This is a genomic window from Mesorhizobium quangtriensis (genome assembly GCF_040081925.1).
Taxonomy (GTDB): Bacteria; Pseudomonadota; Alphaproteobacteria; order Rhizobiales; family Rhizobiaceae; genus Mesorhizobium_K; species Mesorhizobium_K quangtriensis.
Genome location: NZ_JBEBMF010000001.1, coordinates 1,302,422 through 1,317,883 on the forward strand (window position 1 = coordinate 1,302,422; position 15,462 = coordinate 1,317,883).

15 protein-coding genes are annotated in these 15,462 nt (G+C 62.4%); 3 read left to right on the plus strand and 12 right to left on the minus strand.

All coding sequences use genetic code 11. The features are described from left to right. Positions 1–56: 56 nt before the first annotated feature. Positions 57–1,202: an efflux RND transporter periplasmic adaptor subunit gene (locus tag ABMA32_RS06355; RefSeq protein ID WP_349012865.1), complete on the plus strand. Its 1,146-nt coding sequence runs from the start codon at positions 57–59 to the stop codon at positions 1,200–1,202. Further along, the gene (locus ABMA32_RS06360) at positions 1,199–4,273 is read left to right on the plus strand and encodes an efflux RND transporter permease subunit (protein ID WP_349012866.1); all 3,075 of its coding nucleotides are present in this window, start codon (positions 1,199–1,201) and stop codon (positions 4,271–4,273) included. The genes ABMA32_RS06355 and ABMA32_RS06360 overlap by 4 nt, the downstream gene beginning before the upstream one ends. 27 nt (positions 4,274–4,300) lie before the next feature. Here the strand turns inward: ABMA32_RS06360 and dhaK are convergent, their stop codons facing one another. From dhaK to ABMA32_RS06420, 12 genes are all read right to left on the minus strand, one after another. Continuing rightward, positions 4,301–5,284, minus strand: a complete 984-nt coding sequence (gene dhaK, locus ABMA32_RS06365) for a dihydroxyacetone kinase subunit DhaK (protein WP_349012867.1) — start codon at positions 5,282–5,284, stop codon at positions 4,301–4,303. Positions 5,285–5,332: 48 nt separating this feature from the next. Beyond that, positions 5,333–5,767 (minus strand): hypothetical protein, encoded by a 435-nt coding sequence (locus tag ABMA32_RS06370; protein ID WP_349012868.1) that lies wholly within the window; start codon positions 5,765–5,767, stop codon positions 5,333–5,335. Then, positions 5,768–7,387 carry a phosphoenolpyruvate--protein phosphotransferase gene (ptsP, locus tag ABMA32_RS06375; protein ID WP_349012869.1) on the minus strand — a complete coding sequence of 540 codons (1,620 nt, stop codon included), beginning with the start codon at positions 7,385–7,387 and terminating at the stop codon, positions 5,768–5,770. Further along, positions 7,371–7,682 carry an HPr family phosphocarrier protein gene (locus ABMA32_RS06380; RefSeq protein ID WP_349012870.1) on the minus strand — a complete coding sequence of 104 codons (312 nt, stop codon included), beginning with the start codon at positions 7,680–7,682 and terminating at the stop codon, positions 7,371–7,373. The genes ptsP and ABMA32_RS06380 overlap by 17 nt, the downstream gene beginning before the upstream one ends. A gap of 9 nt (positions 7,683–7,691) precedes the next feature. Continuing rightward, entirely contained in the window at positions 7,692–8,081 is a 390-nt protein-coding gene (gene dhaM, locus ABMA32_RS06385) for a dihydroxyacetone kinase phosphoryl donor subunit DhaM (protein ID WP_349012871.1), read from the minus strand. After that, positions 8,078–8,692 carry a dihydroxyacetone kinase subunit DhaL gene (dhaL, locus tag ABMA32_RS06390; RefSeq protein ID WP_349012872.1) on the minus strand — a complete coding sequence of 205 codons (615 nt, stop codon included), beginning with the start codon at positions 8,690–8,692 and terminating at the stop codon, positions 8,078–8,080. The genes dhaM and dhaL overlap by 4 nt, the downstream gene beginning before the upstream one ends. Continuing rightward, a complete protein-coding gene (locus tag ABMA32_RS06395) occupies positions 8,692–9,708 on the minus strand; it encodes an ABC transporter ATP-binding protein (protein WP_349012873.1) in 1,017 nt (338 codons plus the stop codon). The genes dhaL and ABMA32_RS06395 overlap by 1 nt, the downstream gene beginning before the upstream one ends. Continuing rightward, complete coding sequence (locus ABMA32_RS06400) at positions 9,701–10,795, minus strand: ABC transporter ATP-binding protein (protein WP_349012874.1); 1,095 nt, start codon at positions 10,793–10,795, stop codon at positions 9,701–9,703. The genes ABMA32_RS06395 and ABMA32_RS06400 overlap by 8 nt, the downstream gene beginning before the upstream one ends. Before the next feature lie 3 nt (positions 10,796–10,798). Then, entirely contained in the window at positions 10,799–11,005 is a 207-nt protein-coding gene (locus tag ABMA32_RS06405) for a hypothetical protein (protein WP_349012875.1), read from the minus strand. Then, complete coding sequence (locus tag ABMA32_RS06410; protein ID WP_349012876.1) at positions 11,002–11,949, minus strand: carbohydrate ABC transporter permease; 948 nt, start codon at positions 11,947–11,949, stop codon at positions 11,002–11,004. Before ABMA32_RS06410 ends, ABMA32_RS06405 begins: the two co-directional genes overlap by 4 nt. Beyond that, a complete protein-coding gene (locus ABMA32_RS06415) occupies positions 11,946–12,935 on the minus strand; it encodes a carbohydrate ABC transporter permease (protein WP_425475498.1) in 990 nt (329 codons plus the stop codon). The genes ABMA32_RS06410 and ABMA32_RS06415 overlap by 4 nt, the downstream gene beginning before the upstream one ends. A 68-nt stretch (positions 12,936–13,003) precedes the next feature. Then, complete coding sequence (locus ABMA32_RS06420) at positions 13,004–14,335, minus strand: ABC transporter substrate-binding protein (protein WP_349012877.1); 1,332 nt, start codon at positions 14,333–14,335, stop codon at positions 13,004–13,006. Positions 14,336–14,621: 286 nt separating this feature from the next. On the opposite strand from ABMA32_RS06420, the gene ABMA32_RS06425 reads away from it, so the two are divergent. Further along, on the plus strand, positions 14,622–15,446 hold the full coding sequence (locus ABMA32_RS06425) for a helix-turn-helix domain-containing protein (RefSeq protein WP_349012878.1): 825 nt from the start codon (positions 14,622–14,624) through the stop codon (positions 15,444–15,446). The last annotated feature ends 16 nt before the right edge of the window (positions 15,447–15,462 follow it).

A 15,462-nucleotide genomic window follows, 5' to 3' on the forward strand; every position in this document is an offset into this window, starting at 1 on the left:
ACCGGTTCGTCGGCACACACCTCAACCCTCGCAGCAATCATTCTCCGGCTGGAATCATGATCCTCCGCTTTATCATCGCCTTTGTGCTCGTCGTTCTCGTCTGCGGCGGCATCGTCGGCTTCAACATGTTTCGCGACCAGGCGATCGAGCAGTTTTTCGCCAACATGCCCGTCGCGCCGATAACGGTTTCCACTGTGGAGGTTCAGCCGATCGAGTGGACGCCCGGCATAGGAGCGATCGGCACGGTCGCCGCTGCCCAGGGCGTTGACCTGACGGTCGAGGCCGCAGGTATCGTCAAGGCCATCAATTTCAAGTCGAACCAGCATGTCGAGCGGGGTGATATCCTCGTGCAACTGGATGATGGCGTGCAGCGCGCCGATCTTGATGCGGCAAAGACGCAGGCCACGCTTGACCAGCAGCGGCTGGACCGGGCGCTGGCGTTGCAGAAGCGGGGTGTTGGATCGGACGTGGCCGTCGACGAGGCGCGGGCGGCGTCACAGGCTTCGGCCTCGCAGGTCGATCGCCTTCAGGCGGTTCTCGACCAGCGCCAGTTGACGGCTCCTTTCAGAGGCACCATCGGCATTCCTCGCATTGAAGTCGGGCAATACCTGCCAGCGTCGCAGACGGTGGCGACCTTGCAGGACCTCGACACGATGCGCGTCGATTTTTCGATCCCCGAACAGCAGCTTTCGCTGCTGCAGATCGGGCAGCCGGTGCGCTTTGGCGTGACAGAGGAGGCGATGGACTTTTCCGGCTCGGTGACTGGCATCGATCCCAAGGTCGATCCGGCAACGCGCCTCCTCGCTGTGCGTGCGGAAATCGGGAACCCACAAGGTCTGCTAAGTCCGGGACAGTATCTCCGGGTGCGCGTCGAACTGCCGGTCGAGCCCGACGTGATCGCCCTGCCGCAGACGGCTTTGGTCGCCAGCCTCTATGGCGACTACATCTATGTCATCCGCGAAGCCGAGCCAAAGGAAGGCGCACCCGCACAGGCCGAGGGAAGCGCGCCCACTCTGGTTGCGAAGCAGGTCTTCGTGAAACCCGGCCGCCGGAGCCAGGGGCGCATTGAGATAGCGCAGGGCGTGAACGCCGGCGATCAGGTTGTCACGGCCGGACAGAACCGTCTCTCCAACGGCTCGGTCGTCGTCATCGACAACACCATCGATCCGTCACGTCCGACAGGAGCGGCGATGCTGCCATGAGTCCGTCAGACCTCTTCATCCGTCGACCGGTGCTGTCGACGGTCCTTGCCTTCATGATCCTGCTCCTGGGTTTTCAGGGTTTGTTCAACTTGACGGTGCGACAATATCCGGAAGTGGAGGAGACCGTTGTCACCATCACGACGGCCTATCCGGGAGCCAGCGCCGATCTCATACAGGGCTTCGTCACGTCGCCAATCGCGGCCGCCGTCGCGACAACCGAAAACATCGACTACGTGACATCCCAGAGCCGGCCCTCGGTCAGCGTCGTCACCGTGCAGATGGAACTCGGTTCCGACCCTGACGCCGCGCTGACCGAAGTCATGTCCAAGGTTCAGCAGGTGCGCAGTCAACTGCCGACCGACGCTGAGGACCCGACGATCGTCAAAGGCACCGGCATGCAGTTCGCCATCATGTATCTGGCGATGCAGAACCCCAACATGACTGCCGAGCAGTTGACCGAATATATCGAGCGCGTCATCAGACCACGTCTTTCGACGGTCGAGGGCGTCGCCGAGGTCCAGGTGCTTGGCGCGCAGAAATATTCCATGCGCATCTGGATCGACCCTATCCGTCTGGCGGCGCGCGGCATGACCGCCGCCGAGGTGCTCGCCTCCCTCCGGGCCGCGAATTTCCTTTCCGCGCCAGGCAAGACCAAGAACGAATACGTCACCTATTCCGTCACCATGCAGTCGACATTGCAGACGCCCGAAAGCTTCGGCGAACTGCCGCTGAAGTCGCAGGACGGAAAAGTAGTCCGGCTGCGCGAGATCGCCGATGTCGAACTGGCGGCCGAAAGCACCGACACCGTCGTCAAATTCAACGGCGAGCCGGGCACGTTCATAGGCATTTTCCCGACACCTTCCGCAAACCCGCTCGACACTGCTGCGGCCGTGATCGCCGAGTTGCCGGCGGTGCAGGCTTCGTTGCCGGAGGGGATGACCATCACGCTCGTCTACGACTCGACCGAGACGATCAGCGCCTCCATCGAGGAAGTGTTCAAGACGATCGGCGAGGCAGTCGCAATCGTTGTCGTGATCATCCTGCTGTTCCTCGGCTCGTTCCGCTCGGTGCTGATGCCGATCGTGACCATTCCGCTGTCACTGATCGGCGTCTGTTTCATCCTGTTTGCCGTCGGCTATTCCATCAACCTGCTGACCCTGCTCGCCATGGTGCTTGCGATCGGTCTGGTGGTCGACGACGCCATTGTCGTGGTGGAAAACATCCAGCGCCATATCGAGGAAGGCATGTCGCCGATGCAGGCGGCCTTCAAGGGTATGCGGGAGATCTTCGGGCCGGTCGTAGCGATGACGATCACACTGGCTGCCGTCTTCGCGCCGCTCGCCTTTACGGCGGGCCTGACAGGCTCGCTGTTCCGCGAATTTGCGCTGACGCTCGCCGGTGCGGTCGTCATCTCCGGTCTCGTCGCCGTGACGATCACGCCGATGATGTCGGCGCGCATCCTCAAGGGAGGCGAGCCCGGTCGGTTCCAGCGCATCGTCGACCGGACCTTCGAGCGCGTGGCAAACCGCTACGAGCGCCTCGTCAAGGGTTCGCTCAAATACCGGCCGGTCACGCTCATGGTCGTCGTCGCTCTCGTTTCCGTAACGGGCTTCATGTTCATGAAGACCTCGGGCGAGCTTGCTCCGGAGGAGGACTCCGGCGCGCTGTTCTCGCTGGTCACCGCGCCCCGATATGCGACCTCGAAATACACCGGCATGTATTCCGACCAGATGATGGAGTTGACCAAGGACATCGAGGAGCTGAAAGCCTATTTCACCATCGTCGGCTTCGGCGGCCAGACCAACAGCGGCATTGCGCTCTGGTCCTTCAAGGACTGGGCGGACCGTGAGCGGTCCCAGAAGGAACTGCAGCAGGATATCCAGGGCAGGCTTTCCAAGGTGGCGGGCGTTCAGGCGCTCGTATTCGCGCCTCCGTCGCTGCCTGGCGCCGGTGGCGGCCTGCCGATCTCGATGGTGATCCAGTCCACCAGCGATCCGAGCCAGGTCTTCGAGGTGGCCGAGGAAATCAAGCAGAAGGCGCAGGCGTCAGGACGGTTCATCATCGTCCAGAACTCGCTTGCCTTCGATGCGCCTCAGGTCACGGTGACCATCGACCGCGACCGGGCAGCCGCGCTCAACCTGCCGATCAGCGACATCGGCGCGACGCTCAACCTTCTGGTTGGCGGCGCGGCGGTCGCGCAGTTCGACCGCGACTCCAACAGCTACGACGTCATCATGCAGGTGCCGGAGCATATCCGGAATAATCCCGAGAGCCTGGGCAACTACTATGTGCGCTCGGTGACCGGGGACATGGTGCCGCTGTCGGCAGTGGTGACGCTCTCTACCAACGCTTCTCCGGCGGCCATCGAGCAGTTCAACCAGTTGAATTCGGCGACCATCACCGCCCTACCTCTGCCGGGCGTAACGACCGGCGACGGATTGCAGGTGATCGAGGAGATAGCGCGGCCGTTGCTGCCTGCGGGTTTCTTCATCGACTACTCGGGCCAGTCGCGGCTGGAGCAGGAGCAGGGCAATACAATCCTCATCGCCTTCCTTGCCGCTGTCGTCGTCATCTATCTGGTGCTGGCGGCGCAGTTCGAGAGTTTCCGCGACCCGTTCATCATCATGATGTCGGTTCCGCTCTCGATCTTCGGCGCGATCCTGCCGTTGAACATCGGTCTCGGGACGCTGAACATCTATACTCAGGTGGGCTTGATCACTCTTATCGGCCTGATCACCAAGCACGGCATTCTGATGGTCGAATTCGCCAACCAGTTGCGAGAGGAACAAGGCCTGTCCCGGCTCGACGCGATCATTGCCTCGGCCAAGGTGCGCCTGCGCCCGATCCTGATGACGACGGCGGCCATGGCGCTCGGCGTGGTGCCGCTGATCATCGCCCAGGGCGCCGGCTCCGCCGCCCGCTACTCGATGGGACTGGTGATCTTCTCGGGCATCCTGATCGGTACGGTATTCACGCTGTTTGTGGTGCCGATGTTCTACACGCTCATCTCGCGCAAGGAACTGGCTCCACATGCCGAATTGCCGGTGGCGGAACCTACGCCGGCGCACTGACAAAAGGCGGCTGCGAGGCCGCCTTTTTTACATGCCCCAGCGAAGCGCCGCCGTATGCACCGGCGCATCCCACAGCCGCAAAGTTTCGTCGTCCAGCATGGTCAGTGTGATAGAGCAGCCTGCCATGTCGAGCGAGGTCACGTAGGAGCCAACAAGCGAGCGCGCAATCGATACGCCGTGCTTCTCCAGAAGCCTGCGGGCGCTGTTGTACATCAAATAGAGTTCCATCGACGGCGTTCCGCCGAAACCATTGACGAAGAGCAGCGCATTGCCTCTGGCACTGCCGAGATCGCCGACTATTGCCGCGCAGATTTCCTCCGCGATGGCGTCCGCGCTCTTGAGCGTGTCGCGCCTGCGGCCCGGCTCGCCATGAATGCCGACGCCGAATTCCATTTCATTGTCGCCGATGTCGAAAGTCGGCTTTCCTGCCGCCGGCACAGTGCAGGAGGTCAGCGCCACGCCCATCGAGCGCGTTGAACGGTTCACGCGGTCGCCGAGCGTCTTTAGATCTTCGAGCTTGCGACCTTCCTCGGCGGCGGCCCCGACGATCTTTTCAACGACAAGCGTCCCCGCCACGCCGCGCCGGCCGGTCGTGAAGAGCGAGTCTTCCACCGCAACGTCGTCATTCGTGACGACCTGCAGCACGCCGTCGGACATTTCAGCCGCCATGTCGAAGTTCATGACATCGCCTTCGTAGTTCTTGACGATGAAGAGGCATCCGGCGCCCGTATCCACTTCGGCAGCCGCCTCCAGCATCTGGTCCGGCGTCGGCGAGGTGAAGACCTGTCCGGGGCAGGCGGCGTCAAGCATGCCGTACCCGACCAGCCCACCATGCAGAGGCTCATGCCCGGACCCACCGCCGGAGATCAGCGCCACCTTGCCGGGCTTCAGCACCTTGCGCCGGATGAATTTGTGGCCGCCACCGAGCATCACGATGTCGGAATGGGCGGCCGCGAATCCGTCCAGGCTTTCGGTCAGGACGTCATCGACCGCGTTGATGAACTTCTTCATGCTTCTCCTCCCGCTGGCCGCGTCCGGCCCCTCAGCCGGTCGGGCATGCTATCCGCCTTTGCCGGTTATGCTCGTTATTCTTTGGATGAAATCGTTGATGGCGCGATCGAGCGCCGCGTTCTGCTTGGGGTCGCCGAGGTCCGGGACGACAAGCGATACGTGGCGCGTACGCCGCAACTCGCCGTTAGCCGTCGCTTTGCCCGGATGAGCCACACGGTAGGCCGCCAGAAACGCATCACGCTCCTGGGGACTGAAGTGGCAGACGGAAAAGATCGCCGGCAGGTGCTTGGCCGGGATCGGCGTCGAGTAGGTTGGGCTGGTGATCTGCGTGACAAAGCTGCGGTGCTTGCCAAGCGCATCCGCAAGTCGCTGACGGGTTCCGGACGGACGCTGTTCGATCACCGTGGACAGCATGTCCTTGTAGCCCTGGATCGCGGTCTCGACATCAGGCGGGGCAGGGGTCTGCTTGGGTTGCCTGGCCATCTATGCCTCGGCTTCCGCGATGGCTGCCTTTGCTAATGCGAGTTGCGCGGGCACGACGGAGAGGTCGCGAAGACCTGCCTTCAAAAGATATGGGATGGAAGCCGGATTGCCGCCTGCGTCGCCGCACAGGCTGACGGGAATGGAATGCTCGCGCCCGAAAGTCGCGACCGCCTCGATCAGCCGTAGCACCGCCGGGTTTGTGACGGAGTTGAGGGCGGCGACGGCTGCATTGTCCCGCGCCGCCGCCATCACATACTGCGTCAGGTCGTTCGAGCCGATCGAAAAAAAAGCCGCTTTGGCGAAGAGTTCGGGCGCGATCGCAGCAGATGGAACCTCCACCATGATGCCAAGCGGCGGCTGCTTGTGGGCAATGCCTGCGGCGGTCAACGCACGAGCCTCTTCCGCAAACAGCGCTGTGGCGCGCTCATATTCTTCCGGCACGGCGATCATCGGGAACATCACCTTCAGATTGCCGCGGGCCGCGGCCCTGAGCAATGCACGAATCTGGATGCGAAAGATGTCCGGGCGAGCCAGCGAAAGACGGATGCCGCGCAGGCCGAGAAACGGGTTTCCTTCGTCGACCGTGAACCCCGGAACCGGCTTGTCGCCGCCGGCGTCGACGGTGCGGATCGTCACAGGTTTTCCATCCGCCCATTCGAGCACCTTGCGATAGGCCCTGTACTGCGTGTCCTCGTCGGGCAGGCCGCCCGGCTTGCCGAACAGGAACTCGGTCCTCATCAAGCCGACGCCGTCGCACGTCGCGATGTCGATGCTGTCGACATCGGCGGGATCGGCGATGTTCACCTGCACGCGCACCGGCGTACCACTCGCGGTGACGGCGGGTTTCCTGAGATAGTCCTGCGCCTTTCGCCGCCGGCCGATAAAGGCCTCCGCTGATGATTGAAACAGTTCGACGCTGTCGCCGGCGGCTCCGAGCAGCAACGTTCCGTGTTCTGCATCCAGCAGCGCAATGCCGTCTTGATCCGGAAGCGGACCAAGCCCGACAACCATGGGCACGCCGCGCGAGCGCGCCAGCATCGCCACATGGCTTGCCGAACTGCCGGCGCTGAGCGCGATGCCGCCCCCTTGCGTCCAGTCAGTGGCAAGAAATCGCGTCGGTGCGATATCGCTGCCAGTCAGGATCGCGCCGGGCGGAGCAGACACACTGTCGCTTGAAGTCAGCGCGTCGAGCACCTGCTGGCGGATATCCTTGAGGTCTGCGGCCCGGGCACGGAAATAATCGTCCTCAGAAGCCTCATAGCCTGCAATCTCATTGGCCAGCGCGTCACTCCATGCCTCGTCCGCCGCTGCACCTTGCTCTATCGCTGCAAGAGCCGGGTTGGAAAGCGAGTCATCGGCAAGCATGGCAAGCTGGAATTCCAGCATGTCCGCAGCCTCGCCGGCGGCGGATGCGACTAGTTCGGCTAGCCGTTCGGTAGCCTTCGCGATGGCGGCCTTGAGCGTCTCTGTTTCGATGGCAGGCGATGCGCTCGTCACATATTTCGCCGACGGTGCTTCAAATCTGAAAAGCGGCCCATGGGCATACCCTGCCGACGCCGAAATTCCCGTGAAGCGCAGCTCCGACTCTGCCGACGAAATCCTGTCAGGCCGTCCGTGCATGAACATCGCCCTCGGCGGCCTCGTCAAAGTCGCGCGTCACCAGCGCGACTAGCGCATCAACGGCGTCGGACGCGCCCTCGCCGCTGGCGCGCAGATGAAGCACGGTCCCCTTCGGCGCCTTGGCGGCCATGACTTTCACGATCGACTTGGCGTCGATCCACGGACCGTCTTCCGCCAGCGCCATCTCGATCGTCGCAGGAAATGTTTTGGCCAGCTTCGTGAACTTGACGGACGGGCGCGCATGTAGCCCGACCGCGTGGGTAATCTCGACCTTCGCTGATGCTGTCGCCGACATGATCGATCCTCAGGCCGGCGCGAGTTCGTGCGCGGTCGCTACGACTTCCTTCAGCGACGCGCCACCCGAGGCTTCGGTCGCCGCCATGACGGCGCCCTCCACGATCGGCGCATTGCAGATCACGATCCGGGAACTTCTCGGTTCGCCGATCATCTCGACCGCCATTTCGCTGTTGGTCTCGGCACCGCCGAGGTCAACCAGGATGGCGACGCCCGCGTCAGACCATGCGCGGTCGATCGCTTCCATGATGTCGCCGACCTGCGTGCCGAGCCCGCCATCGGCATTGCCGCCGCACCAGGCGAGCGGCACTTCCTCCCCCACCATCTGGCGCACCATGTCGGCGGTGCCCTCGGCGACCTTGGACGAGTGCGAGACGATGACGATGCCGACATTCTTCATGCGCCGCGCTCCAGCGTTTCGGCGATCGCCCGCACGATCAGCGCCGTCGAACGGGCTCCTGCGTCGACGTGGCCAATGGACCGGTCTCCAAGAAAGGATGCCCGGCCACGCATCGCCTTGATCGGCCTTGTCGCTTCGGCTGCTGCGTCGGCGACGTCGGCTATTTCCCGCGCCGACCTGCCGCCCGCCAGTGCCTGTTGCACCGGATAGAGAACGTCGAGCATCGTTTTCTGTCCAGCTTGCGATTTGCCTCGCGCGGCGACGGCATCGACGGCTTTGCCCAGCGCCGCCACGAAATCCGCTCTGTCCGGATCGGCTGGCAATTCTTTCCCAAGCGTCATGAAAAGCGTCCCGAACAACGGCCCCGATGCGCCGCCGACGGTCATCACCAGCTTCGTCCCGACTGCCTTCAGCGTATCGGGCAGGGGTTTGCCGGCCAGTGCGGGAAGCTCGGCACGAACCGCCTCGAAACCGCGTTTCATGTTGAGGCCGTGATCGCCATCGCCGATGGCCTGGTCGAGCGCGGTTAGTTCTTCGGCGTGAGCCGAGATCGTATCTGCGACCGCTATCGCCAATGCAGCAATGTCGATTCTGTCTGTTGTTGTGACCATCACCCTGCGATCCTGTTGCCGGCGCCGTCGAAATAAAGGGGCTCGTTGAAGCGGATCGTCACATTGTCTCCCTTGGCGAAGACCGTGTCCGGCTCGGCAAGCGTGACAAGCTTGCGGTCCTTCACCGTCACATGCAGATGGTTCTGGTCGCCCAGATGCTCGACCCAGTCAACCGTTCCGTCCGCGTGCCCGTTCGTCGCCTTTTCGATCGTCAGGTGTTCGGTTCGCGCGCCGATCGTCTTTGTTCCTGCCGGCGCCGTGTTGTCCGGTAGAAGACCTGCGGGCAGGAGGTTGATCGCTGGCTGGCCGAGACGGGCGGCGACATGCAGGTTTGCCGGCTGCGTGTAGATTTCGCGCGGCGTCCCGATCTGCACCAGTTTCCCTTCGGCCAGGATCCCGATCCGGTCGGCCATGGTCATCGCCTCGATCTGGTCGTGCGTGACGTAGAGCAAGGTCGAGAACAGCTCCGACTGGATGCGCTTCAGCTCAAGGCGCAGGTCGCCGCGCAGCTTGGCGTCGAGCGAAGACAGCGGCTCGTCCATCAAATAGATCGACGGCTTGCGCACGAGCGCGCGGCCGATGGCGACGCGCTGCATCTCGCCGCCCGACAGCTTCGTCGACTTGTTCTCAAGCTTGTGGTCGATGCGCACCAGCTTGGCGATTTCGGCGACACGCGCCTTGATCTGGTCTTCCGTGAAGTTGCGCGAGGGCGACCTGAGTGGGAAGGCGAGGTTCTCGTACACAGTCAGGTGCGGGTACAGCGAATATTGCTGGAACACGAAGGCGACGTCGCGCATCGCAGGTTCCAGCTTGGTGACATCGCGACCGCCGATCAGGATGGATCCGTTATCGGGGCGTTCGAGCCCCGCGATCAGGCGCAGCGTTGTTGTCTTGCCTGCGCCGGTAGGGCCAAGCAGGACGACGAACTCCCCGTCCTTGATCGTCACGGTCAGGTCATCTATCGCCTGCGTGTCGCCATAGGCCTTCGACACGTTTCGGAGCGATACGTCAGCCATTGGCGGCCTCCCGTGCGCTGGTCATCACGGCGCGGCCGGACGCCTTGTCGAATAGCGACAGACGCTGGGCATTGAAGGTCAGCCCAACCTGATCGCCGGTCCGCAAGGGGACGTTGGCCGGAACACGCGCCTTGAGCATGCCGTCCGCGGTCTCGACCGCCACGATCTGCGTCGTACCGAGATATTCGGTTCCGTAGATTGAGCCGCGCAGCTTGGAGCCGTCGTCGAAGCGGATGTGCTCGGGGCGGACGCCCAGCGTGAAGTCGGCCGGTGCAAAATCCTCACGGATTTCGGGCACCGCGACATCGGCGCCCTGAACGACGATCTGTTTCGAGCCCTTCTGCAATCCACCGCCAAATTTCAGGAAGTTCATCGGCGGCGACCCGATGAAGTCGGCGACGAACATGGTGGCAGGATGGTCGTAGATTTCCTGGGGCCTGCCGAACTGCTCGATGACGCCGTGGTTCATCACGGCGATCTTGTCGGCCATTGCCATCGCCTCGTGCTGGTCGTGCGTCACGTACACCGTTGTCGAGTGAATGCGATTATGAAGCTCGCGCAGCTCATGCACCATCAGGTCGCGGAACTCCGCGTCGAGCGTGCCGAGCGGTTCGTCCATCAAGAAGCATTTGGGTCGACGCACGATGGCGCGTCCGAGCGCCACCCGCTGGCGGTCGCCGCCGGCCAGTCCCGACACCGGACGGTCGAGCAGGTGATCGATACGAAGCAGTCGCGCGGTCTCTTCGACGCGCTGCCTGATCTCCGCCTTCGGCATGCCTTGCGCCAGCAGCGGGAAGCCCATGTTCTTGCGCACGTTCATGTGCGGGTAGAGCGCGAAGAGCTGGAAGACGAACGCAATGTCGCGCTCCCGCGCGCGCAGCATGGTCACCTCTTCGCCTCCGAGCAGGATTTTTCCGCCGGTTGGCAGTTCCAGGCCGGCGATCATCCGCAGAGTCGTCGTCTTGCCGCAGCCGGATGGCCCCAGCATGACGAAGAACTCGCCGTCATTGACGACGAAGTTCGAGTTCTGGACCGCGACGAACGATCCGAATTCCTTGCGCAGGTTCTGGACGCGGATTTCCGACATCGCCTACTCCGGGAACTTCGAGACTATGATGAACATCGCGGTGCCGAACAGCATCGTGACGAACGACCAGGTGTAGAGCGACAGCGCGAAGGACTGGAACAGCATCAGGAAGCCGATGCCGATGATCGCGGTCGCGATGTTCTCGAGCGGGCCTCGCCGCAGCCAGACGGGCCAGTTCGAATGCTTTTTCCTCGTTGTGGCCGTGCTCATTTCCGCACCGCTCCGAACGTGATGCCGCGCAGGAGCTGTTTCCTGAGCAGGATGGTGAAGACGAGGATCGGCACGAGGAACACCGTGGTGCCCGCCGCCACCGCCGGCCAGTCCTGGCCGCCTTCGCCGATGATGGTCGGGATGAAGGGCGGCGCCGTCTGTGCCGTGCCGGATGTCAGCAGCGAGGCGAAAGCATATTCGTTCCATGCGAAGATCAGGCAGAAGATCGCTGTCGCCGCGATGCCGGTCGTCGCCTGCGGCAGCACGACCTTGCGGAACGCCTGCAGCCGCGTGTAGCCGTCGATCATGGCGGCTTCTTCATATTCGCGCGGTATCTCGTCGATGAAGCCCTTCAGCAGCCAGACCGCCAGCGAAACGTTGACCGCCGTGTAGAGCAGGATCATGCCGAGCGCCGTGTCCGAGAGGCCGATCTCGCGGTACATCAGGTAGATCGGGATCGCCACCGCGATCGGCGGCATGAAGCGCGTCGACAGGATGAAGAACAGCAGGTCGTCGGCAAGCGGCACGCGAAAGCGCGAGAACCCGTAGGCTGCGAGCGTGCCGAGGAAGACGGCGCAGAAGGTCGAGCCGAAGGCGATGATGACCGAGTTGAGGAAGCGCGGCAGGAAGTTCGACGGACCTGCAATCACCATGTTGCGCTTGCGCACGGTCTCGTCACAGAAACTCTCTGCCGGCGGCAGCGCGTTGATGTATTCCGGCGTCTGCCGGGTGCGTGTGGTGAAGAGATTGCAGTAACCCTCGATCGACGGCGTGAACAGGATTTTCGGCGGATACGCGATCGAATCCGGTGGCGTCTTGAAGCTTGTCGCGACGATCCAGAACAGCGGGATCATGGAGATCAGCGCATAGAGGATGATCACCGTCCCCGCGATCCGCTTGGACGTGCTGCTTGGCTCGACAACCGAGTGGGCGGCGGCGCTCATCGGCTTTTCACCCTGTTCAGGACCTTCACGTAGATGTTGGCCAGTCCGAAGACCGCGACGAAAAGAATGATGGCGAAGGCCGACGAGAAGCCGGTTCGCCATTTCTCGAACGCCTCGCGCTTGAGCGTGATTGATGCGACCTCCGTGGTCGAGCCGGGTCCGCCGCCGGTGAGCAGGTTCACCATGTCGAACATCTTGAAGTTCTCGATGCCGCGGAACAGCACCGCCAGCATGATGAAGGGCAGCGCCATCGGCAACGTGATCGACCAGAACTGCCGCCAGTTGGAGGCGCGATCGACCTCGGCGGCCTCATAGATGTAGTCCGGGATCGAGCGCAGCCCTGCGAGGCAGATCAGCATCACGTAAGGCGTCCACATCCAGGTATCGACGATGATGATCGCCCAGGGCGCGAGCTTCACCGACGACAGCATCAGGATGTCCGTGGTGGGAATGCCCGTGAAGAATGACACGATGTAAGTAAACAGGCCGATCTGCGGCTCATAGAGGAAGCGCCAGAAATTGCCGACCACGGCCGGCGACAGCATCATCGGCACCAGGATAATGGTCGTCCAGAAGGCATGGCCACGAAACTTGCGGTCGATGAGATAGGCCAGCGAGAAACCGATCAGGGTCTGCAGCACGATCGTCCAGAAGACGAAATGCGCGGTCGCCTGCATGGCCATCCACGTGTCGGCATCGTTCAGGATGCGCGAGTAGTTCTGCAGGCCGACGTTCTTGATTTCTTCGTTTGGCCGGTTGGCGCGGTAGTTCGTGAAGGAAAGCTGGATCGCCCAGATCAGCGGAAAGATGTTGATGGCGAGCAGCAGGACGATCGTCGGTGCGATGAAAATCCAAGCGACCATGCGGTCGGAAAGGCCGCGCACCTTCTTGGCGAGCGTGTCGGGCGTGGCGCGCACCGCGGCTTCTGCCGCCCGATCGAGTATCGTCGAGGTGGTCTCGGTCACGACAGGTTTTCCGCTGGGCATGTCTTGCATCTGGTCTGGTCTCCGCCCCGCACCAGTCTAGCCGGTGCGGGGCGGCCTTGGGAGGGAGATCAGATTTTCCCGTCGTCCTCGAAGACTTCGTTCCAGTCCTTGACCAGTCCGTCGAGGGCTTCCTTGGCGGTGCCCTGACCGGCGACCACATAGTCATGGAAGCGCTTCTGCGATGCCTGCAGGAGCGAGGCATAGCTCGGCTCTGCCCAGAAATCCTTCACGATGGCCATCGAGTCGAGGAAGGTCTTCGCGTAGGGCTGGCTTTCCGGGAAGGTCGGATCTTCGACCACCGCCTTCAGGCACGAGAAGCCGCCGAGCGACCACCACTTCTTCTGCACGTCGGGATTGGCGAACCACTTGATGTATTGAAGCGCGGCGTCCTGCTTGTCGGAATAGGACACCACCGAGATGCCCTGTCCGCCAAGCTGGGCGAACTGCTCGCCTTCGGGGCCTGCCGGGTTGGGGAAGAAGCCGACAACGTCGCCGCCGACCGCTTCGTCCTTGTGCAGGCCCGGCCAGGTGAAGGCGAAATTCATGTGCATCGCCACCTGTCCGGATTTGAAGGCATCAATGCCTTCGCCCATGTAGCTGTTAGAGGCGCCGGGCGGCGTGCAGCAGTCGTAGAGCGACTTGTAGAACTCAAGTCCGGCAACCGACTTGTCGGAGTTGACGAAGCCTTCCATCTCATAAGGCTTGTCGGGATTGTCATACTTGAAGCCGAAGGAATAGAGCACGTCCATGACGCCCATCGTGACGCCCTCGGAGCCGCGCTCTGTATAGATCGACGCGCCATACACCTTCTTGCCGTCGATCTCGCGATTCTGGAAGAATTCCGCGACTTCCTTCAACTGCGCGAAGGTCTTCGGAGCGTCGAGATCCCAGCCGTACTTGGCCTTGAATTCCTGCTGCAACTCGGGCCTGGAGAACCAGTCCTTGCGATAGGTCCAGCCGACCACATCGCCAAAGGCCGGCAGCGACCAGTAGTTCGGCGTATTCTTCGGCCACTGCGAATAGCCGACCACCGTCGCGTCGACGAAGTCACTCATCTTGATTCCTTCCTTGTCGAAGAAATCGTTGAGCTTGACGTAGTGGCCGTTCTCGGCAGAACCGCCAATCCACTGGCTGTCGCCGATGATCAGGTCGCAGAGCTTGCCCTTGGAATTGAGCTCGTTGAGGAACCGGTCCGCATAGTTCGTCCACGGGACGAACTCGAACTTCATGCCGATGCCCGTCTGCGCCGTAAAGTCCTTGGACAGTTCCACCAGCGCGTTTGCCGGATCCCATGCCGCCCAGCAGAGCGTCAGGTCTTCGGCCTGCGAAGCGCCCGTCATGGCGGTCGAGGCGGCAAGCCCCGCTGCCAGGCCGAGCGACACCTTCAATGTCGATTTCATGCCTTCCTCCCATTAGCGAGCCCGCCCGGATGACGGCCTCGAAAAACGTCCCCGGTTCTCCTCCCGGGGTCTCGACAACGGGGCCGTTCGGCCATTCCGATGTTGAGTAATTTGTTTAGTTGAAACAGAATTTACTAAACACGCAAGGGGGAAAATGTGTTGCGATGCACAATCGCTGCTCGGCTGAATCAGGGCACGGCCGTATTGACGACCGGCGATCCGCGCATCACAATTTTCGTTGGCGGGGCCACGACAGAACAAGCAACGCAGCCTCGGGAGGAAGCAGATGGCCACCTCGATCCGCCTTTTCCGCGGTGCGTTTGGGCACGTTTCAGTGCTCAACGTCGCCAGCGATTTCGTCACCCATGCCCATGCCGAGGCGCACATCATTCTTTGGCTCGACGGCGCTGCGGGCGAGATGACGATCGGGCACGAAAAGGTACAGCTTGGCGCGGAGGTCGCTGCTGGCATAAATTCGTTTCAGCCGCACAGTCACGCGCTCTCGGCCGATGGAAGGGCAGGCAGGTTCCTCGCCTTCTACATTGACCCCGAATGGTTCTATCGCCGGCGCGGCGTCGTGCGCGGGCAACCGATCTTCGCCTCTGCCACGATTCCGATCGACACCTGGCTGCACCGCGCCGCCGTTATGCTCTACGAGGAACTCGACGCAGGCGAGGTGGACGAACTCGCGCTTTACGAGATCGAGCGGCTGATCGACAGCCTTGCCGACGCGGCTGATTCGGTCCGTCCTCGGTATGCGGGCATGCTGCGCGGCGATGAACTGGACTTCCGTGTCCGCAAGGCGATCGACCTGATGAAGGCGAATGTCTGCGAGCGTATCTGTTTCGACGAGGTGGCGAAGGCGGTCGGGCTGTCGCGCCCGCATTTCTTCGCTCTCTTCAAGGAGCAGACGCGCCTGACGCCGAATGTCTATTGGAACACGCTGCGTATGCAGGAGGCGCTGAGGCAGTTGCAGTGGTCATGCGAGCCGTTGACATCGGTCGCGTGGAATCTCGGCTTCACCACGCAGGGGAATTTCACGCGCTTCTTCCGCGACCATGCTGGCGTGCCGCCAATGATGTATCGCGAGGCGGCCAGGAGCGCCGCGTAGTCCGCCGCCCCTTTTT